Source organism: Aegicerativicinus sediminis, assembly GCF_015476115.1.
GTDB lineage: Bacteria > Bacteroidota > Bacteroidia > Flavobacteriales > Flavobacteriaceae > Aegicerativicinus > Aegicerativicinus sediminis.
In genome coordinates this window covers 1,266,422-1,288,194 of the sequence record NZ_CP064295.1, presented here as the reverse complement: position 1 = coordinate 1,288,194, position 21,773 = coordinate 1,266,422, and the positions used below count along the sequence as shown (strand labels likewise).

At 36.0% G+C, this 21,773-nt stretch carries 19 protein-coding genes; 4 read left to right on the top strand and 15 right to left on the bottom strand.

Going from position 1 to position 21,773, the window contains the following annotated elements:
- Positions 1–74: 74 nt before the first annotated feature.
- The 4 genes from ISU00_RS05495 to ISU00_RS05480 all read right to left on the bottom strand — a co-directional run bounded on the left by ISU00_RS05495 (position 75) and on the right by ISU00_RS05480 (position 4,667).
- Positions 75–2,336 carry a heavy metal translocating P-type ATPase gene (locus tag ISU00_RS05495; protein ID WP_228853045.1) on the bottom strand — a complete coding sequence of 754 codons (2,262 nt, stop codon included), beginning with the start codon at positions 2,334–2,336 and terminating at the stop codon, positions 75–77.
- 47 nt (positions 2,337–2,383) lie between these two features.
- A complete protein-coding gene (locus tag ISU00_RS05490) occupies positions 2,384–2,989 on the bottom strand; it encodes a helix-turn-helix domain-containing protein (protein ID WP_228853044.1) in 606 nt (201 codons plus the stop codon).
- An 81-nt stretch (positions 2,990–3,070) separates the two neighbouring features.
- Complete coding sequence (locus ISU00_RS05485; RefSeq protein ID WP_228853043.1) at positions 3,071–3,637, bottom strand: helix-turn-helix transcriptional regulator; 567 nt, start codon at positions 3,635–3,637, stop codon at positions 3,071–3,073.
- A 208-nt stretch (positions 3,638–3,845) separates the two neighbouring features.
- The gene (locus ISU00_RS05480) at positions 3,846–4,667 is read right to left on the bottom strand and encodes a GNAT family N-acetyltransferase (protein ID WP_228853042.1); all 822 of its coding nucleotides are present in this window, start codon (positions 4,665–4,667) and stop codon (positions 3,846–3,848) included.
- A 1,058-nt stretch (positions 4,668–5,725) separates the two neighbouring features.
- On the opposite strand from ISU00_RS05480, the gene ISU00_RS05475 reads away from it, so the two are divergent.
- The 3 genes from ISU00_RS05475 (at position 5,726) to ISU00_RS05465 (ending at position 8,176) form a co-directional block, all read left to right on the top strand.
- A complete protein-coding gene (locus ISU00_RS05475; protein ID WP_228853041.1) occupies positions 5,726–6,163 on the top strand; it encodes an RrF2 family transcriptional regulator in 438 nt (145 codons plus the stop codon).
- A gap of 48 nt (positions 6,164–6,211) precedes the next feature.
- Positions 6,212–6,946, top strand: a complete 735-nt coding sequence (gene ric, locus ISU00_RS05470) for an iron-sulfur cluster repair di-iron protein (protein WP_228853040.1) — start codon at positions 6,212–6,214, stop codon at positions 6,944–6,946.
- A gap of 84 nt (positions 6,947–7,030) precedes the next feature.
- A complete protein-coding gene (locus ISU00_RS05465; protein WP_228853039.1) occupies positions 7,031–8,176 on the top strand; it encodes a hypothetical protein in 1,146 nt (381 codons plus the stop codon).
- Between the two features lie 20 nt (positions 8,177–8,196).
- Here ISU00_RS05465 and ISU00_RS05460 read toward each other — a convergent pair whose 3' ends face one another.
- The 8 genes from ISU00_RS05460 to ISU00_RS05425 all read right to left on the bottom strand — a co-directional run bounded on the left by ISU00_RS05460 (position 8,197) and on the right by ISU00_RS05425 (position 15,162).
- Complete coding sequence (locus ISU00_RS05460; RefSeq protein WP_228853038.1) at positions 8,197–8,979, bottom strand: ABC transporter permease; 783 nt, start codon at positions 8,977–8,979, stop codon at positions 8,197–8,199.
- The gene (locus tag ISU00_RS05455; RefSeq protein ID WP_228853037.1) at positions 8,972–9,679 is read right to left on the bottom strand and encodes an ABC transporter ATP-binding protein; all 708 of its coding nucleotides are present in this window, start codon (positions 9,677–9,679) and stop codon (positions 8,972–8,974) included. The genes ISU00_RS05460 and ISU00_RS05455 overlap by 8 nt, the downstream gene beginning before the upstream one ends.
- A complete protein-coding gene (locus ISU00_RS05450) occupies positions 9,673–10,911 on the bottom strand; it encodes a nitrous oxide reductase family maturation protein NosD (RefSeq protein ID WP_228853036.1) in 1,239 nt (412 codons plus the stop codon). The genes ISU00_RS05455 and ISU00_RS05450 overlap by 7 nt, the downstream gene beginning before the upstream one ends.
- Positions 10,908–11,351 (bottom strand): nitrous oxide reductase accessory protein NosL, encoded by a 444-nt coding sequence (locus ISU00_RS05445; RefSeq protein ID WP_228853035.1) that lies wholly within the window; start codon positions 11,349–11,351, stop codon positions 10,908–10,910. Before ISU00_RS05445 ends, ISU00_RS05450 begins: the two co-directional genes overlap by 4 nt.
- Positions 11,352–11,384: 33 nt before the next feature.
- Entirely contained in the window at positions 11,385–11,975 is a 591-nt protein-coding gene (locus tag ISU00_RS05440) for a hypothetical protein (protein WP_228853034.1), read from the bottom strand.
- A gap of 102 nt (positions 11,976–12,077) precedes the next feature.
- Entirely contained in the window at positions 12,078–14,048 is a 1,971-nt protein-coding gene (nosZ, locus tag ISU00_RS05435) for a Sec-dependent nitrous-oxide reductase (protein ID WP_228853033.1), read from the bottom strand.
- Positions 14,049–14,071: 23 nt separating this feature from the next.
- Positions 14,072–14,647: a fasciclin domain-containing protein gene (locus ISU00_RS05430; protein WP_228853032.1), complete on the bottom strand. Its 576-nt coding sequence runs from the start codon at positions 14,645–14,647 to the stop codon at positions 14,072–14,074.
- An 8-nt stretch (positions 14,648–14,655) separates the two neighbouring features.
- Positions 14,656–15,162 carry a c-type cytochrome gene (locus ISU00_RS05425; RefSeq protein WP_228853031.1) on the bottom strand — a complete coding sequence of 169 codons (507 nt, stop codon included), beginning with the start codon at positions 15,160–15,162 and terminating at the stop codon, positions 14,656–14,658.
- A gap of 684 nt (positions 15,163–15,846) precedes the next feature.
- On the opposite strand from ISU00_RS05425, the gene ISU00_RS17705 reads away from it, so the two are divergent.
- On the top strand, positions 15,847–16,029 hold the full coding sequence (locus ISU00_RS17705) for a hypothetical protein (RefSeq protein WP_394368534.1): 183 nt from the start codon (positions 15,847–15,849) through the stop codon (positions 16,027–16,029).
- Positions 16,030–16,325: 296 nt separating this feature from the next.
- Here the strand turns inward: ISU00_RS17705 and galE are convergent, their stop codons facing one another.
- From galE to ISU00_RS05410, 3 genes are all read right to left on the bottom strand, one after another.
- A complete protein-coding gene (gene galE / locus ISU00_RS05420; protein WP_228853030.1) occupies positions 16,326–17,360 on the bottom strand; it encodes a UDP-glucose 4-epimerase GalE in 1,035 nt (344 codons plus the stop codon).
- Between the two features lie 73 nt (positions 17,361–17,433).
- Entirely contained in the window at positions 17,434–18,330 is an 897-nt protein-coding gene (locus tag ISU00_RS05415) for an aldose 1-epimerase (protein ID WP_228853029.1), read from the bottom strand.
- A 75-nt stretch (positions 18,331–18,405) separates the two neighbouring features.
- On the bottom strand, positions 18,406–21,723 hold the full coding sequence (locus tag ISU00_RS05410) for a DUF5107 domain-containing protein (RefSeq protein WP_228853028.1): 3,318 nt from the start codon (positions 21,721–21,723) through the stop codon (positions 18,406–18,408).
- Between the last annotated feature and the right edge of the window lie 50 nt (positions 21,724–21,773).

The following is a 21,773-nucleotide window of genomic DNA, read 5'->3' as shown; positions in this document are numbered from 1 at the left end:
GTTACAAATAGGGTGTATTTTTCCCGTCAGATCAACAATCCGATTCAACGTGTCAATACACCCCAATACTATTTTTAGATTTTTATTCTTTTCAGTCTTAGGCTATTGGCTACTACCGATACCGAACTGAAAGCCATAGCTGCTCCTGCTATCATAGGATCTAGAAGAAACCCATTAAGTGGGAAAAGGATGCCCGCCGCAAGAGGAATTCCGATGAGGTTATAAATGAATGCCCAAAACAAGTTTTGGCGAATTCCAATGACAGTGCTTCGAGATAGTTTGATGGCTTTAGGTATGGAATTAAGATCTGACGTAATCAAGGTCATTTTAGCAACATCCATGGCAATATCCGAACCTTTGCCCATAGCAATACTTACATCTGCTTGAGCCAATGCGTGCGAGTCGTTGATACCGTCCCCTACCATGGCTACAATTTTACCTTCGGATTGCAGGGTTCTTGTAAACTCCGCCTTGTCTGATGGCAAAACTTCTCCTTTGAAATGTTTTATTCCTACTTCATCAGCTACGGCATTTGCAGTATGATAATTATCTCCGGTAAGCATATAAACCTCTATGCCCATTTCCTGTAGTCTTTTGATGGCTTCCTTCGAGGTGGCTTTTATCTTATCGGCAATACTAAATATGGCCAAGGTCTGGTGAGAGTTGGCAAAATAGATAACCGTTTTAGCTTCACCTTGCCATCTTTCAGCAGTAGAAAACAATTTTGTGTCGGTGTAGATCCCTTTTTCCTGAATCAATTTTAAGTTGCCAACATAATAGGTTTCGTTATTAAACTTGGCCATGACACCTCGTCCTGTGAAACTTTCAAATTGGGTTACATGATCTGGTTTGACCATCTCACCTTTTAGGTGATTAACGACGGCTTCCGCTAGAGGGTGTTCACTTTGTGATTCCAGACTAAGCAGTATGCCGGAATACTTCCTTGAGTTTTCCGGAGTAGCCCAAAAGACATCTGCCACCTGTGGTTTTCCTTCTGTAATGGTGCCCGTCTTATCAAGAATAACTGCATTTACCCTATGCCCTTGCTCCAAGCTCTCGGCATCCTTTATCAAAATATTGTTCTCGGCACCTTTACCAACTCCAACCATGATTGCTGTGGGTGTGGCCAAACCTAGAGCACAGGGACAGGCTATAACTAAAACTGTAACGGAAGATAATAAAGCATACGTGAAGCCATTATCGCCACCAAGTATTATCCAAGTGATAAATGTAAGTATGGATATACCGATGACAATTGGCACGAATACGCCAGCGATTTTATCGACGAGTTTTTGAACTGGGGCCTTACTTCCTTGTGCCTCTTGAACCATTCGAATAATTCCAGCCAATACTGTTTCGCTTCCCACTTTTTTGGCAATCATATGAAAGCTGCCTTTTTGATTCAATGTGCCTGCAAAAACTACAGCATCGTTGGATTTTAATACGGGAACTGGTTCTCCGGTTATCATGCTCTCATCAACATAAGATTGCCCAGAACTTACTATGCCATCCACAGGAATTTTTTCACCTGGTCTCACGATTAGGGTATAACCCTCCCGAACTGATGAAATAGGTATCTCGACTTCTTCATTTTCAAATATGGCCTTGACAGTTTTAGGTTGTAATCCCATTAGTTTTTTGATTGCAGATGATGTATTGGATTTGGCTTTTTCCTCCAACAACTTGCCAAGGGAAATAAAGGTTATGATAACGACGGCTGCTTCATAATAAACGTGAGGATGAATTCCTTGTTCATGCCAGAAATGAGGGAAAAGCGTATTAAATACACTGAATAGATAAGCAATACCGGTACTCAATGCTACAAGAGTATCCATATTGGCCTTTCCAAATTTTGCTTGCTTCCATGCAGTGACAAAAAACTTTTTTCCAAAATAGAAAAGAACTATTCCCGATAAAATCATGGATATCCATTTTCCCATTTCCCAATCCATAAAGAACATCCCTATGATAAATACGGGGAATGTAAGAACAGCAGACCATATTAGTCTTTTGCGAATATCTTCATATTGTTTTCTCTGAAGATCATATTGTTCTTGGGATGGGTCTTCGGAATCAATGATTAGATCATAGCCAATGGATCGAACGGCTTTTTGTAGATCGTCCAAAGAGGTAATTTCAGGATTGAATTCCGCCCAAGCACTTTGGCTAGCAAAATTGACTCCGGCACTAACAACACCAGGGGTATAGGTGAGCATTGATTCGACACTAACGGCACAAGCGGCACAAGTCATACCCGTAACTGGAAAAGTCCGTTTAATTAGTTGTTCGCTTGCGCTTATCTCTTTGCTATCGGTTATTTCCATTATAGTTTTCATTTTTTAAATATTTTAAGCTACTCCATTTAGTTTATTGATGGGTATAATTAATTTGACGTAAATATTTCATGTTGCATGTTTTCATTCCTTCTAACAGCATTATTTTTTTTGTGTAATTCCCTAAAATCTGACGGATTTAATCCTGTGCTATTTTTGAATTGGTTCGATAAATGATGGGGACTGCTAAATCCAACGCGAAACGCTATTTCCGATAATGTGTCTTGCGTATATACAAGCAACTCTTTTACTCTAGCAATTCGAGTGTTTATGAAGTATTTCTCTATGGTTAATCCTTCATATCTGCCAAAAAACTCTGCAAGGGAATCATAGTTTTTATTGAGCTTTTTGCTTAGATATGTTGAAATCTTCTCCATTTTCTCCCCATTAGAATTGTAAGCCACCAATTCTTGAATGGATGATTTGATCTCGTTTAGTAGATTTTGATTACGATCTTCAAGTAATTCAAACCCGAGTTGGGTTAAAGAAGCCTTTACCAATTTTACATCATTTAAAGAGAGGCTATCATTAAAAACAACTCTTCCTAATGATATGGATTTTATGGCGTACCCAATATGATATAGGGTTTCCTCTATGGTTTGTATACAGCGATTACAAACCATTCCTTTAATGTTAAGTTGACTCCAATTGTCCATGTCTAATTAAAATTTTAGACAAAGTTCAATCGAATTCGGCTTTTAGTTGTTACATATTATTTGGGAAGAGTTTCAAAATTCCTAAATTTGATCCAGTGCAAGTCTGTTTCGGTTGTCTAAGGTTTCTTTAAACTTTGAAGGAGTGAGTCCTGTGATTTTTTTGAATTGGGTAGAAAGATGGGCAACACTACTATAACCTAATTTAAAGGCAATTTCCTTTAAGGACATTTCATCATAAAAAAGGTATTCCTTTACCTTTTCAACCTTTTGTTTGATGATATATTGTTCTAGTGTATACCCATTTACGGAAGAGAATAAAGTGCTTAAATGGTGATAATCTGTTTGCAATTTTTCCTGTAAAAAATGTGACCAATTGACTTTAAGTTCAAAATGGTCATTGTGATGGATCTCATCAATTACGACAGACTTGACCCGTTCCAATAATAGACTTTTTTTGTCGTCTATTACTTCGAATCCTTTTTCCTTCAATGCCGAATTCAGTTTTGAGAGTTGATCGGGTGAAATTTCCTGGGGAAGTTGAACCTCTCCCAAAGAGACTGTTTCGACATCTATACCCTGAGCTTTAAAAATGCCATCAACCACCATAATACAGCGGCCACATACCATATTTTTAATGTTCAGTTTCATTTTACTTTAATTTAGTGATTGGTTTAATTAAAGTATTAGTTAGCAGGGATTTATGATAAGAGTCATGGTAGAGATCTTTAACATTGCTTATAACTAAAGTAGTGATTTTTCCAATCCGATATAAGTCACAATTCAATTTATTCAGTTACGGTAGATAGAAACCATTATCCCCTTTGCTAAAAATAAGAGTGTTTTTTTTCATTTTGACTTAAAGGAGTAATTCCATTTCAAATTGATCGATAGTATTATTTAACCCGAACTGTTGAAGTCGATTTATTTTAACAGCTAATTGTTCATCTACATTGTTGATTTTTATCTTACTTGAAACTCCATTGACAGCAGAAAACAATCGTTGCCATATTTCATCTGTTTCCTCAAGGACATCGATTTTTGGGATATAGCCGGTTAGGGGATTGATAATAAAATAGGACTCAGCCATACTCTTGTTTGAAACCAAATACCATTTAAATTCACCTTTAACAAGAGATTCTTCTTGATTTTCCCATGAATACGAAGTTTGATTTGGCCAATCAATCATGTTGAATTCTTCGTGATGAATTTCTTTGAGAGAATAGTTTAAAGGTTGCTTTAATACGATATCTCCAGAAAAGCATTTGTAATTTTTTGTAATGGTGAATCCTATATTCTCATAGGTATTTACGGCAGGGGCATTATTTTTGATTACCTCCAATTGACATTTTGTGATGCCCCGATTTTTCAGTTCTGGAATGGCAAAGTCATAAATCCTCTTGGTTATTTTTTTTCCTCGGTAATCCGGAATGACTCCTGTTGCTAAGTTAAATGCTGTTAAATGATTTCGCCGGAAGTCGATACCATGCAAAACAAAGCCAACCAATTTTTGGCCATGAAACATTCCATAGGATATTGAATAATCGATTTTGGACATTTCCCACCTCTTTTTAAAATATTTCAAATCCTTTGGGAATTCTACAAAGTAATTTTCAAAAGCTTCCAAAAAACATCCAACTATAGTTTCAATTGGAATGGTATCTAAATTTTTCACTCTCATAATGGAACATTTGTTTTTGAAAAGGTTCAAGCATTATCGAAAATGCCAATTTAACGGAAAATTAATTTTACAAAATTTCAATAATGTTTTTTAATATTTTGAATCATGTATATTATCTATTAACCTCATTGAATAGCTCAATAATCTCTCAATAGCTTGTCGTCTCAAATCATTCTTAATTATATTATTTCACGGAAAGAACAAGAATTATAAAAGTCTATAAATTAATTGTGTAAAATCTATCTTCTTGTCTCGATCTACTTTTGTTCAATAAATAAACTCATTAACAATAACAATTTAAAACATTGATAGTCATGTTCAGTAATTATGAAGCTTTAAAAAATAATCGTGAATCCGTTAATAACCATATTAGAAAATATAGGCTATTTGGCAACACAAGAAGGGAGAAATTTTATACAAGTCGAAGATTTAGAACAATCTAATCGTATTCATTTTTTTGTTAAACCCTTTCCAGTTTGTATAAAGCAGACTGGATTTTGTTTAAATGGTAAATTTGGGAGATAAGTTCAACACAATTCAAATTTATGATAGAAGTATGAAGTATAAACTATTTCTAATTACAATTGTGCTCAATGCCACCTACATGTTTACCGCTCTATATTGCTATATTTTCAGAAATTATAAATTGTAAAACACTGCATTATAGTGTATATTGCTGTATATCAGCGTATTAAAACATGGTTCAGGTGGGACCACCAGTAAAATCAAGCCTTACAGAGATGTGAGGCTTTTTTTACCTTCCTCAGATTAGTAACAATAAACGTTTCGGAAGTCAGCACCACAAAGTTATTCCTTGTATAACCAAGGCAACTTTAAGGCATATTGTGAAACAAATAAAACTTTGGAGGTTTAACATAAGGTAATTATAATTAGCACAATTTATTATTGTTTTAATGAACGATACAATAGGGGGAAGCTGTTAGCCTTAGTTCACAAATTAATTGAAAAAAAATGACTTAAAATTATAGGTGATTAATTAAGATTGTTTTGTCCTAATTAAAAATTTATAGTAATTTTGAAAGGAATTTAGACTCTTTATGTTTTCAAAAGCTTGTGAATATGCCATTAGGGCAATGATTTATATTGCTAAAAATTCCCTGGAAGGTAAAAGGGTAAATCCTAAAGAAATTTCAGCAGAAATCAATTCCCCTCAAGCGTTTACCGCTAAAATTCTTCAGGCACTGGTAAGAAAAAATGTGGTTAAGTCTATTAAAGGGGCTTATGGTGGATTCGAAATTGACAAGGAAAACATACCTAAAATTACACTTTCAATAATCGTGGAAACCATTGACGGCGACGATATCTATAAGGGGTGTGGATTGGGTTTGCAAAGGTGTAACGAAGAAAACCCTTGTCCTTTACATGACAGATTTACGGAAGTTAGACATAGCCTAAGACTAATGTTGGAAAATACTACCTTGGAAGTATTGGTGGATCAATTAGAAAAGGGAAATACGGTTTTGAAATTAACGTAACAGTATTTTTTTATACATAAATAAGACAAAAATATCCTATTTAAAATCATGGAAACACAAACACAAAAAATCTCTAAAACCATCGGTAATTATGTGGCTGAAGATTTCAGGACAGCAGCTGTATTCAAAAAACATCAGATCGATTTCTGTTGTAATGGCCATAGAACTCTAGAGGAAGTATGTTTAAAAAAAGGCCTCGATACAGAGCTAATTATGAATGAATTAGAACATTCGCTCCATTCTTATTCCGATGAGAAAATGGATTATTCTTCTTGGCCAATAGATCTATTGGCGGATTATATAGAAAAGAAGCATCACAGATATGTAGAAGATACTATTCCGGTCCTCAAACAATTTCTGGAAAAACTTTGTCGAGTACACGGTGAAAGGCATACAGAACTTTTAAAAATCAATGAACTTTTTAAAACCTCAGCCGGAGAATTGACCAAACATATGAAAAAAGAGGAGCTCAATCTATTTCCTTATGTGAAGGAGATGGTAAATGCACAGAGGCAAGGAACAATTTTAGCGTCACCTCCTTTTGGGCAGGTTCAAAATCCTATTTCAGTTATGGAAAATGAACATGAAAATGAAGGGCAAAGATTTAGCCAGATTGCAGAATTGACCAATAACTATCAGCCTCCTTCCGATGCCTGTACTACCTTTCGGGTGGCCTATTCCATGCTAGAAGAATTTGAAAAAGATCTGCATTTGCACATCCATTTAGAAAACAATATTTTGTTTCCCAAAGCCATCAAACTGCAAGAACAATTTGTTAACTGAAGAATCCGAGCTAATTTCAAGCACTGAGAAATATAGCTTGGTATGCTAAAAAAGCTTACAATTGTTTGTCTGTCAAACTTTTTTATGGCCGCACTTTTGGGGTTGATGCTGAGGTATTCACAGATCTTCCCCATTAGCATTAATTACCGGTATGTAACGCATGCCCATTCTCACATTGCTATGTTAGGATGGGCATACCTAATGCTATACGCGCTGATCGTAGAAACTTATGTTTCTAAGAAGGGTGTTCTCTATCAAAGATTGTTCTGGATGACACAAATCACCGTTTGGGGTATGCTTTTCAGCTTTCCCTTTCAAGGTTATGCGGCAGTTTCCATCAGCTTTTCTACCCTTCATATTTTATGCAGTTATTATTTTTCATTTCTTGTCTGGAAGGATTTTAAAGGGAACCAATCGTCAAGTTCCTGCTTCATTAAAACGGCCCTTTTTTTCATGATCTTATCTACGGCAGGGGTGTGGTGCTTAGGTCCTGCTGTTGCAATTTCGGGTAAGGCTTCAGATTTTTATCAAACCGCAATTCAGTTTTTTCTTCATTTTCAATTTAATGGATGGTTTTTATTTGCGGTTTTAGGGTTACTAGTGAATGCTTTAAAAGTGAAGCAATCTAAACGCTTGAAAAGTATTTATTTTCTCTGGGTAACGGCCACCTTTCTAACATTTTCCTTGCCACTTCAATGGTTTTACCCTCATTGGTCCCTATTTTGGATTCATGGAGTTGGTACTCTATTTCAAATCATAGGGCTTTTATGGTTTGTACAAATCATATGGTCGAATGCGAAAAATTCCATCAGGCATGCTGACCTATCGAGAAAAAGTATTTTGCTTTTCTCCTTATCTTGCATCATTCTCAAAAACATTTTTCAATTAGCTTCCCTTCACCCGACCTTTGCAACAGAAATTTACCAACATCGACTTTATGTAATCGGGTTTATCCATTTATTAATGCTGGGTGGAGTTTCGGGTTTTTTATTGCTATTTATTTTGATGAAAAACATATTTACGCAAACTTCCATTTTTTTGCTGGGGCTTTTTTGTTTTCTCGCAGGGTTTCTACTAACCGAATTATTGTTGCTCGCCCAGGGTTATCTCTATTTTAGCCAGAGCGAACCCATCTCAAATTATGCTCTATTCATGTTTAGTTTTAGTGTGTTCATACCCATATCAATTGCTTTGTTTATTTCGAATATCTTAGGAAATAAAGCCGTCTGACGAAAGTTGAAAAAGGATTTTTAAAAGTCCTTTTTCTTTGATTTGAAAACGATCCTAAATACAGGTAGAATAACCCAAAGCATTAACATTCCGAAGGAAACCATTAAACCCAAGTTGGTGCCAAAAAACTTTTTGAATACGGCGCCGGTATAACCCAATAAGGCTGAAATGTCGAGTTTCAATAGAATTAGGGTTCTAGACAGGTCAATTGGGTTAAGCATGGTACCGACCAATGAAAGTTTATCCAAGGGATATTCTTCAAAAAAGATTAAAGACATTAAAAATACACCATCGTAAATCACCGCCAGAAAAAGCCAAAGGAGAATTGCGTATCCAAATCCTTTAATTTTATTTTCGTTGGACAGTGCAATATTAAAAGCCAAGGCCGTAAAGATTAAGGTTAAGAATCCGCCTGTAACCAAGAGCAAACCAAAATTCCAAATTGCAGAACTTTCAAACAAACCATATAATATAAAAGGGATTCCCAAACCAAGCACCAAACTGAGGCAGAGAGATAAGGCAACCCCTAAATATTGCCCCAAAAATATAGCGGACCTTTTTAAGGGTTGCGCAAGAAGCAGTTCGGTGAATTCTTTGCTGTTATAATAATACATTACGCCAAAGATGGTTCCGATTAAAGGAACCAAGATAATAATGACGTTCATCAGAGTGATGACTGCCTTAGACAAATCATTATTTAAGAACAACAACACAAATCCTAGGATTAAATAGAAACCAAAATAGACGTAGGTCCAACGGCTACGCATAAGGTCGAAAACACTGTATTTTAAAATTTTAAGCATGGTTTTCAATTAAAATGGAGGCAATGGCATGTTCAAAATCTGCTTGGTTGGTTTTCTCTTTTAGTTGGGGGATACTGCCTTTAAAATAAATGGTGCCTTCAAGCAGAAATATGATCTCGTCTGAAATTTCCTCGACAAAATTCATAATATGTGAGGTGATCAAAATCGTTTTTGCCTTGTTTTTTTGTTCTATGATCAGTTCTTTTAATCTTATAAGGGAGACCGGGTCTAGGCCTGTGGTAGGCTCATCTAAGATTATCAAGGGACTGTTGAACATAAAGGTTAAAACAATGTTTACCTTTTGCTTGGTGCCCCCCGAAAGGTTACCCAGTTTTTTGTCTAGAAAGGGGTGCAGTTTGAAAATTTCCAACAATCTTTCCTCATAATCGCTGTGTTGCCTTAGATCCTTAATCATTTTTATGATTTCCCTCACCTTTAGGTTACTTGGGAAGTTGGCAATTTGGGGTAAATAATTAATAGAATCTCTATACTTAGATCCGTTTTTTATACTTTCTCCCAATACCGAGATTTGGCCTTTATCGGGTACCACCATTCCTAAAATAGATTTAATCAAGGTGGTTTTTCCAGATCCGTTTGGGCCCACCACAGCAACGATTCCTCCTTCGGTTATGTCGAGGTTTAGCCCGCATAACACTTGATTTTTGCCGAAGCTTTTGTATAAATTCTCTACTCTTACCATCGGATTCGTTTTGTTTTAGGTTGTGCATCCATCAAATTATCGGGTGTAAAAACCGGCGATACCTTCTCAGAGAAATCGATGATATCTATAAATACACTTCTCAACAATATGATGGTTTCCGGAGTTCTATTAACGATGTAGGAGAATAACTTTACAGGCCTGTACGGTACATCACCTATGCCATCCTTATTTAAATCATATCCCGAATAGGTGCTCCAATAATTGCCGATGAATGTGTTGTCGTTTACTTTGCTGTTGTAAGCTAAATCGAAAGAATTATTCAAGAAATTATTAGCCCTAAAAGTATTGGAATAGCAGGCCCCTCTCACTTTTATTGCCCAACCATTATTTTTGAAATCGTTATTAGTATAAACCACCCGATTAGATCCTTCAATATTGATGGCTGTGGTGTTTTCTTCAAAGGTATTGCCTCTTATTTCGGCATCATTTATTTCTTTCAACAACATTCCATAAGCTGCAGTTCCCCAATTTTTTCGAAAGGTATTTTCCGTCATTTTAATTTTTTTCGAAAACATTACAGCTACTCCAGCGCCATTATTTTCAAAAATATTTCCGGTATAACGGTTTTCGTTAGAAAACATAAAATGCAAACCATACCGAACATTATTTCTGCTAATGTTTTTAAGAATGCTGCAATTCGGAGAGAATTCTAAATAGATACCATCCCTAACACCTTCAATGTGGTTGCCTATAACCTGCACATTATTGCTATACCATAATTGTACACCATTGCCCGAATTAAACTCTTCCTTTGCATCTCCCATAATTTGATTTTTAGCCACAATTCCATTTTTGCATTTTTCAATGTAAATACCAAAAAAGAGTTTTTGAAGTACATTATTTCGAATGATGAAATGTTCGCTCTTTCGTAACCGAATGGCGGCAAAATCTTTGGTATAACTAACACCTACATTTTTTATTACAAACCCTTCTATGGTAACGCTATCAGCATTCACAGTGATAATTTCTCCTTGCAACTGTCCATCTATAACTGGGTAATCTTTTCCTATAAGGGTTAAAGGTTTATCGACTATTATATCTGTTTCTTTATAAATTTCCCTTTTTACGATAATGGTATCATGACTCTTGGCATTTTCGATAGCACCCTTTATTGTATTTATGGTACAACTTTTACATACCTCTATAGGTTGTGCATAAACCATGGAGGTCAACAACAAAAACATCGCTATTAAAATGGCATCTAACCTCATTTTTTAGCATTAAGGATCTTTTTAATTTCATTCCAATTATAAAGAGTACCTCCTTGAGTCGCCAGTATATCGATAGCCTCTCCTTCATTTTTAAAAGCCGTAAGGAATTCGCCCATTGGACTAGGGAGGTTTTCACTCACCAAATAAAACGCTTGAGTGGCGTCAACCAGTTGGGAAGGATGATCGAAACTATTGGTAAGGTAGAGTTCTATTTCATTTGGATCGAATCCTTGAAGGAAATGAATCATGCATTCCGCCGCATCAAACTTATAGACTTTTCCCTTTTTGGTAACCATTTCAGAACCATGGATTTTATCGATTATCGTCATTTTACAATATTGACAATCGTCTATGCCATATTCTATGGGTTTTGGGGAAGGCTTGCAGGAAATTATAAGCCATACCAAACCAGTTAAGGATATTTGTTTTAGTGTTTTCATAAAAGAAAGGTATTTACCTTGGTTGATAAATGGCTAAACCAGTGGTTTCGTTCGTTTGCCCATCCAAAATGCTATAAAGGAGACAACCATACCGAGACCTAGGAATAAGGCACCAAGTTGGGGATACGAATGTGCCCTGAAATTCAATATTTGCTTACTACCAAAAAAGGGAGGTTGAAATCCCATCTGGGTACCATCTGGATTGGTGAATTTTAAAATAGCTTTGGGGTCTAAATTATGGCCGTATTCATGTTCCCATAAATAGAAATCATAAAGCCCCGCTATACTTAACACCACCATTAGGATAAACCATCCCAAAAACCATTTGTAATCGCCCTTAAAAGCTATGAGGACTCCTATTAAACTGGTTAGGAGAATACCGATGGGAAAAATCTTGAATTCTGGTATCGCTTCAGGAATATATTTCATACCCACATAATGATTCATCAGATTGATATTCTTTATGTCATGCGGATTTGCATCAGAAAAATCATTGATATGAATGTACATTCCTAGTGGAGTAGGATACTGAGGCGCCTCTAAAGTTATTTTCCAAAGAGGAAACAAAAACAAGCCAAGTGGCAGTATAGCCGCAACTAGCATTATTACATTAGATTTTTTCATTGTGATGGCTTTGTATCGTTCTTATGTTATTAAAGGCGAGGACAAGGTTTGGATGCCCCCGCCTTTTTAGGATTTACACTAAAACATTATAATCCTATTCCTTTATTCTATATCACCACCCAAGGACCATTTTAATGGGGTGTTTGCATTTTCTCCAGAAACTCTAACATAACCCTGCATTTCTTGGTGTAAAGCAGAGCAAAAATCTGTACAGTAGAACGGCCATACACCTTCTTCTTTAGGCTCCCAAAGGAAGGTCTCCGTTTGGCCAGGCATAATTAATAGTTCTGAAGTGTTTGCGCCTATTATGCTAATTCCATGTGGAACATCATAATCTTGCTCTAGATTGGTAACGTGAAAATACACTTTGTCTCCAACTTTAACACCTTCGATATTATCTGGCGAAAAATGTGAACGAATGGTGGTCATATAAATATGAACCGTTTTACCATCGCGGACCACTTTGGTGTCGGCCTCACTTTTACTGACATAGGGATGATCGTTTTCTTCCAATGGGAAGATTTTTTTAGAATTAGCTTTTATTAAATCTGCAGGACATCCTGCTGCATAATGCGGTTCACCGACTGTGGGGAAATCTAACAAAAGCTCCATTTTATCACCGCTTATATCATACAATTGGGCAGATTGGGTAACTTCTGGACCCGTTGGCAAATAACGATCTTTTGTGATTTTGTTCATAGCAACCACGTATTTCCCAAAAGGCTTGCGAGAGTTTCCCCCAGGAATCATTAGGTGGCCAACTGAATAATAACAGGGCTGTCTATCTACAACTTCCCAAGTGCCCAATTTCCATTTAACCACTTCAGAGGAAATAAAGAAGGTGGTATAACCATAGCCGTTACCATCAAATTCTGTGTGGAGAGGACCTAAGCCTGGTTGTTCAACAGTGCCTGCTAGGACATCCTCGAAATTTAAAATAGGAATACCATAAGCGTCACCGGCAAATTTTTCGTTTTTAATTGCATCTAACATCTTGGTAAAGGAGTGCACGGTTAGATTGGCAGACAATTTTCCGTTACCAACGATATATTCGCCAGAAGGATCTACATCGCATCCATGAGGTGATTTAGGTGTTGGCAATAGAAAGACGGCACCAGGTACCTCAGCAGGATTAACCGTAAGCACTTCGTTAAGGATTTTGGAAGATGCAGTATGGGTGTGGTCATTATAAACGTTATGTGCATATTTAGCCGGAACCTTTGTTCCTCCACCGTTATTTACGTATTCTTCAATTTTTTTCCAGTTTACCGCAGCAATAAAATCTTTATCATTTTGGGAGGCGTTAACTTCTAATAAGGTATTTGCTTCTTCAGAATTATAGGTGCTGAAGAAAAACCATCCATGGCTATTTCCCCTACCGGGGTGCGCTAAGTCGTAATCGAATCCGGGCATGATCAATTGGAATTTAATATTCATTTCACCTGTTTCTTGTGCAACCGAAATGAAAGTTAAAGCCCCTTTAAAATTTCCTTTGTAATCTTTTATGGGCATATCTTTTTGCGGAATCGGCACAGAAAATCGAGTACCCGCAACGACATATTCAGTATTTTCGGTTACAAAGGAGGAACTATGATTACCAGCGCTATTTGGTATTTCAATGATCTCTGTAGTTTCGAAGGTTGTAAGGTCGATTTTGGCAATTCTAGGCGTGTTATTCCCATTAATAAATACCCATCTTCCATCGAGTTCTCCGTTGGTTTGGGAAATGTCAGGATGGTGTGAGTCGTCCCACGGAATAAAACCATGGGATGTATTCAACATAGGTTTGGTTTCTTCATTATACCCATATGCTTTTTCTGCATCTTGAGAAAATACAGGAATCACTTTAAAAAGTCTTCCTGATGGTAGTCCGTAAACGGACAATTGTCCACTAAACCCACCAGAAACAAAGGCATAAAATTCATCGTGTTCTCCAGGTTGTACATAGACTTTTTCAGCCACGTTGCTGGCAAGTGCGCCAGATTTTTGGCGGGATGAGTTTCCGTTATTGCAACTTGTAAAAACTAATGAAAGCCCTACAAGCGCAGTAATTGTTTTAAAAATGTTATTCATCATTTAATGTTTTAGTTTATTCATTATTCAGTTGGAGGTAACAATACTTTGTCGATAACATGTACAATACCATTTCCGGCCTCGATGCTTGCAAGGATATGTGCACCTCCAATGACCGGCTTACCATCTACCACCTCCACGTTTACATATTGGTTGTTAGCCTGCCCCAATTGCTTAAATTTGGTTAAGAATTCTTCGGAATATTTTCCGGGGGTAACATGGTATTTCAAAATGTTTGCTAAGACTTCTTTGTTCTCAGGCTTTAATAAGTTCTCTACTGTGCCTTCAGGTAGGGCTTCAAAAGCATCATTGGTTGGGGCAAATACCATAAGAGGTCCGGCATTTACTAAGGCATTTTCAAGGTTAGCGGCCTGTACTGCTGCTACCAAGGTAGAATGTTCCTTAGAATCAATAGCGATACTCAACACAGTGGGTTTGCTTTCATCGTCTTTAATAAAGGCTTGGCCAGTTTTGGCAGGATCATTGGATTCTTTCAAGGAATTGCTAGTTGTAAGTTCGGTTTGATTTTCATCAACTTTACAGGATTGACCAAAACAAACCAGCATTACAACCAAAAGAAAATTTAGGATTGGTTTCATATATCAGTTTATTTTAATGTTCTAAAATATTCCAGTACTGCGCGTGCCTCTTCTTCAGTTAAATTTTGATTTGCCATTGGCGAGCCATTAAATTCCATCAGTAGATCTTTGGCTAATGGATCATTTTGAACCATTTTTTCAGGAGCCAGTATCATATTCATTATCCATTCAGGAGATCGCCTTTCCAAAATTCCGATAGGTGCGGGGCCAATGAATTTTTTATCTGGCCGGTGGCAAGCCGAACACATGTTTTTATACACCTCTTCACCATGCGCGGCCATTTCGGGATCAATTTCATTAGAAAGCTTGAGAGAAGTTATAGGTCCGACTCCTTTATTATCGAGGTCGACTCTTTGAGAAGGAGGAATGCCTTCTGTTTTTGGGGTTGTTTTAATCTCTGATTTGGGAGCTTCAAGTTTGATTTTACTCTTTTCTTCTTTTTTTGTGGCTCCACCACCGCAGCTAGAAAATATAAAGAGGAAGATCAATAGGGATAAACTAATTAGATTTTTCATTATTTCTTTTTTGATATTTCAAAATTAGGTGGTGTCTGAAAAGTAAAAGATGACAAAAATCATAAATAGGACAAAAATATCCTATTTAAAAATAATTACTATTTTAAGGTAATTAGACTATTATCTGACAAGCAAAATGGGGAATTAATTGAGTCGATTCTAAATAAATAATTTTACGTTCCCTCCAATCAAGCTAAGTCGACTAAAACATAAATCTAGTTCTTACAAGGAGGGGCCATATCTCATCACTCTTGGTATAATTGAGTTCCTTTATTTTGGAAGCGAAAAGCTTTAAGGCCTTAAAAATTTTAAAAATTATTAAAATTATCAGGGTTATAAATTATTGATAAATATGCTCAATGCCACCTACATGTATACAGCTATTTATAGCTCTTTTCAATGGAATGAAAAATTGTAAAACACTTCATAATAGTGTATATTGCTGTATATCAGGGTATTAAAACATGGTTCAGGTGGGACCACTTTCACGAATTAAAAACCTAACTACTTGATAGTTAGGTTTTTGTTTTTTACCCAACAGTTGTCTTTTTAAAATTTAGAAGGCGCACAAAAAGGTAACTAGAATACTCCGGGTGTACATATTTCCTTCTTTTTATAACACACCATTTATAATGAAGGAAAAAGTGTTGTATATACGGTTTCTCATGCTAACAAGTAAGCAGAATCAGCAAGGACAATGTCCAATTTATGGCCGACCTTACCTATGGTAAAGCACGCAAGCAATTTTCGATTGGTGTCAACCTGAAACCGGTTGATTGGGACCAAAAGAAACCGGGAGTAAAATCATCCTGCAAGCAGGAGTCGGCGTACAACGGCCAAATGACTTTGATGAAAGGTAAACGTTAGAGGGTGGAGCTAAATTATTACCGGCGTTTTACAATTTGAGAACAAGAGGGTATTACAATTATTTTTCTTAGAGGGAGTTATACCCCAGATCAATTAAATGTTAGTGTTAAAAGCGTAACTAAATGGACATCTCAATTGTCCAATCAAGGATTGTGGACGATTATAACGATCTCTGGGATCCTTTACAACAGAAAATATTATACTCCCTTTATAAACCGCATTAATAGAAAGAAGGTTAAAAACATGATTCAGTCGGTTCTCCAAATAACTCAATTGTCCTCAATAATATGAGAATATTAAAAACTACTGGAATTAGAAAAAAGTTGACTCTTTTCCCATTTCCAAGCAGATTGCAGAGCTTCATTCAGGGTTAATTCTGCCATCCAACCTAATATTTTATTTGCTTTGTATGTATCAGCATATGCAGCGACAACATCGCCACTCCTGCGCTCAACGAATTGGTAATTTAATTTGGTCGTTGAGATTTCTTCAAAAGTTCTGATAACTTCTAAAACAGACGCCCCTTTTCCCGTACCTATGTTAAATACCTCAAAATTATCCAAATTATCTCCCTGAATTAATCGCTTTAGGGCGGTTACATGAGCCTTGGCTAAATCCACAACATGTATGTAGTCTCTGATACATGTTCCATCATCAGTTGGGTAATCATTGCCAAACACATTTAATTGATGTCTTTTGCCAATTGCTGTCTGAGTAATAAAGGGCACTAAATTTTGAGGAGTGCCTATGGGTAATTCTCCTATTTTAATAGATTGATGGGCCCCTATTGGATTGAAATACCTTAACGCTATTGCGTTAAAATGGGGTGTAACCTTGCAAACATCTTGAATAATTTCCTCTCCTATTTGCTTGGTGTTTCCATATGGAGATTGTGCAACTTTTATTGGTGCAGATTCATTTATTGGTAAAGTATCTGCCTCTCCATATACAGTGCAGGAAGAACTAAAAATAAATTTTGGAGATTTCTTCGATTTCAGTTCCTGTAATAGGTATATCAAAGAATTTATATTGTTTTCATAATATAATAATGGGTCTTTAACACTTTCACCTACTGCCTTAGAAGCTGCAAAATGAATAACACCATCTATTGACTCATGTCTTTTAAAAAAATCTATTACGAGACTTTTAGATCTTAAATCTAATTTTTCAAACCCTGGTTTAATACCTGTTATAGAAGTAATGCCATCCAACACTTCGATTGAAGAGTTCGATAGATTATCCACTATTACAACTTCAAACCCCTCATTTTGTAGTTCCACCACAACATGAGAGCCAATATAGCCTAACCCACCAGTTACCAAAATTTTCATTATAAAAGAGTTTTATTTATTGTTATTGCAATTGAAATGACTCTATATTGATCAATTCAAACCATTAATACTTTTAATTGTTTACGACTGTAACATTCCATTCAACTTCATAATCATTGTTGGGCTTCAATGTTTTAAGCCCTATTTTATTATTAAGGCTATCAGAAACCCCGGTTGTTGGCTCAATGGCGATAGTGTTCTTTTTTGGAGGTGTGTAGAGTTGCAAAAAGCCATCACTTTCACTTGACATTAGAATCAGTAAATATTTTGGAGTTTGAAAATGAACTACACTAGAATTCAGCAAAAAACAATCGTTAAATTCTTGATTTTGAATTTTTAAAACCTTTGGCACTTCAGTTTCTAATATTCCGGTTGTAATGTTTCTATTATCCCATTTAAGTTTTTTGTTGGAATCAAACATTAACAAACTTTCGCCAAGATTGTCACTTACAAAATAAGGGTGCCATCCTAATGTAAAAGGGAAGGTTTTTGTGTCTGTATTTTTTACAGAAACTTTAATTTCAAGATCAAAATCCTTCAAGGTATAGTCCAAATAAACAGAATAAGAATATGGAAAACCGTTTAGTTTTTTAGTCTCATGGTATGCAAGTTTAACTGTTGCCGAGGTATCTGTTACTTCTTCATTTATTATCTCAAATGTTTTGTTATAAACCAATCCATGTAGAGCATTGTTAAGATCTGTCTCATTGATTTCTAATTGGTACGTCTTGTTTTCGAACCTATACTTGCCATCTTTGACCCTGTTCGCAAAGGGAAACAATATTGACGAAGCATAGGTTTCCTCATAGGTCATAGGAGACATGTTTTTGATAATATGGTTATTGCCAAGAACTAATTCTTGTAAACTTGCTCCCTTATTTAAATATATTTTAGAATATGAGGATTTGTCAGAATTTAAAATCTCAGCATACATATCCTCTCCATCTTTGGATTTTAATATTCTATACATCCGGTTTATTGGGAGTTGTATTTAATTTGGATTCAAATTGAACTATTCTGATAATTACCCCGATTTAAACCAATTTTATTTAGGCACCAAGGGTTTTGTGTTCTTAACCATTCGATAATGAATTTCAGCTAAAAAATGATATTTATCTAACCGAAGGACCTTTTTAAATGAGTTGATTGCTTCTTCATTATGTCCCAAACCAAATTGCCCCAACCCGATTAGATAATTACAATGTTTTTTATTTATATCATTAAGGTCTTCCTCCCAAATCAATAGATCGGGTAGGGATATTGCGAAATAGTCAAGTTTAACATCGTCATCCATATGTTCCATGCCATAGGATATTAAATTGTTAAATCTGAAATTTGCCTCATCCGGTTTATCCAATTTTAATAGGGCCAAGCCCTGATAGAAAATCTTGTCAGGCTGTTGATCATTATAAAACATCGCTGGGCTAGGGTCACTCAATCCTATGGATGCCAAATTCCAGGATACTTTGGCTTTATCTAGTTCTCCTAGCTTTTCATATGCACATCCTTTCCAGTAATTAATATCATTTTCTTGGGTTCCGAACAATTTACCTTCACCTAAGTTATGGGGGTAAATTTGAGCATCGTCTAAATGTTTTATGGCTTGAAGGTAATCGCCATCTTTAATACATTGTTTGGCAATTTCTATTTTTGCGATTAAATACTGAGCAGGAACTTTTCCTTCACCACCCTCCCAAGGATGGAATTGTCTTCGTTTAATAAGCTCAAGTGCGGTTTCATGTTTCCCTTGTAAATTATATAATGAAACTCTTTCTAAATACAGATCATCTCTTGATTCAGTTAAGATTAAGTTGCTTTCTAACAGATGTAACCTTTCTTCTATAGGAATATTCAATTTTTTATATAATTGATCCAACTCCATTAGCAAACGGGCATCCTCTTTGTCTAATTTGAATGCTGTTTCCATATGGTTTCTGGCAAGGGTCTTTTTGTTTGCTTTATTGTAATAAAGCAAACCTAAATTTCTATGACAGATTGCATTTGAATCAATTTGTTGAATGGATGATTCCCAGCAATCTTGAGCTTCCTGATATTGCCTGAATGCGTACCAAAAATTACCCAGATAATAGTTTGCCATTCCATTTTTAGTACTCTTAGATATAGCATCCTGCAAAACAATGACTTCCTCTAATCGATTCGGAAAACAGTAATCTGATGGCATTCTTTCCGCCTCGATGATATATTTTTGAGCCTTATCCTGTACTCCTAGTTGTTCATGAAACCATGCCATGAAATATAGTGCCATTGGATAAATCTCTTTTTTATCCTTAATAAAATGATTTAATAGGCCAATAGCTTCTTCATATTGTCCTGCTTGCGCATAATCTAGGGAATACTCGATATAATTATGAGGATATTCCCTCAGCAAATCCTTAAGATTATTTAAATCCTCTTGATTTTTACTCAGCAAATATTTTTCATAAAGAATTCCAAAATTGAAATTATCTATACTTAGAGATTCATACACTAAGTCAACCGCCTCTTTCAATCTTCCAGTTTTTCTCAGGATAATGGCCTTTAGATGTCGACCCTTGTGGTTATGCCAGTTTTTAATTAAGGACCTATCAATTAAGTCTAGAGCTTTTTCTAAATTTCCTCTTGCACAATCGATTTGCGCTAGATTGAAATAACCAGCATCTTGCCATGCGGCATTCCAACAAGATTTAAAAAATGCGCTATAAGCCTCATCCTTTCTCCCTAAATAATTTAATGCAAGTCCTCTATTAAAATAAGGCTCTCCGTCATAAGGATTTGGGTTACGTTCAGTTAGGGTTTCAATTGCCTTATCAAAGTAAGTAAGTGCCTTTTCGAATTTTGCTCTTTTTAAATACCACAAGCCCATAGCATTATTACATCTCACATCACTTGGCTCTCTTGATAATCCTTCTAAATAATAATCTGTAGGATTATATGTGGCGTGTCTATATTGTTCTAAGTGAAGTCCTCTTAAATAGAGTTGCTCAACACTTTTAATTTCACTTGGTTGTTTTGCAGCCTTTGCAGGTTCGGGAATTTCCCCTGTTTTTACATCACCGGGAGACCATGAAACTAAAACTTTTCCTTCTTTATCAGTCAAGGTTGCTCTTAGATCTTCATTCTTAACGTCTCCTATAGAAATGACTTGCTCAAATCCCTCTTCAGGACTTAAATCCTGAATCCTTTCAAATATTACTTTTTTGGAAGTAGACAGAGACACCTTACAGTTTTCGTATGCTGATGTAACATAGAATTTCAATGTAGCAAGTTGTTTATCTACTTCAAGATTTAACAAAGCTTCTTTGGTAGCATTTTTCACAACACCTACGTTGTAATATGGCATAAAATATTGCCTAAAACTTTTTTCTTCGTAGGGGTGCATCCAAGAAAAATCAGGTTGATTATCGGTATAAACACCACACATTAATTCAATGTAAGGGCCATCGCTATCTGTGAGGTTTCGATCCCATGCGCGACCAAAATCACCGTGTCCCCATGTCCATTGTTTCTTTCCGGGTGAAACATGGTGATCTGCAATATGCAGAAGGCCACCTTTTGAGTCGTTTTCATAACCTCCAACAAAATCGTAGTCAGATCCAATTGCCATGTAGGAAGTTGGAACTGGAATGTTTTTATATTTTGAGATATCCGTGCCAGGTGAATAATCAACTTTATAGTATTCTCCCTTTGCAATTGGGTATTCAGAAACATCACGTTTACCATGATCAAAAACTGCATTTACATCTGGTGGAAAAACAGATTGATAATGGTCATTTACCGCAACTGCAGGATTTGCCCACCACAGAAAAGTTTGGGCATGAGGCGTACGATTGTACAATTGAACTTTTATTTCCAAATAGGCCTTATCAGGGTGTAAGGTAAAACCGGCCATCCCTTTGGTTCTAAACATTCTTTCTACCTCGCTTACCCAAATAGTTTTACTTCCATCCTCATTTTCCTCAATATAAAAATCTGTTGGATCATAAGTACTTGGTCTATGATGTTGGGGCCAATTAAATTCTATACCCCCTGAAATCCAAGGCCCAGTAAGACCTACCAAGGCAGGCTTAATAACATGATTATAATAAACGAAATGACGTTCCCTAATTTTATCATAAGCCATTTGAATTCTTCCCCCTAAGGATGGAATAACCATTATTTTTAAATAATCGTTTTCAACAATAACAACATCCCACTCCTTATCAACTTTATCGTCACTAATATGTTCGATAACGGGATGAGGGTAAACGCTACCGCTACTAGCCTGATAAACCCTTTTCTCAAGAAAAACTGGATATTTTTCTGGCTTACCAACCTCATAGGTGGGTATAACCACTTTTTCTTTCCATGCTTTTACTTTGCCCATATTTTGAAATTTTTTGTTCTAATTAGAACCATTGAACTTTTTAATCTCAT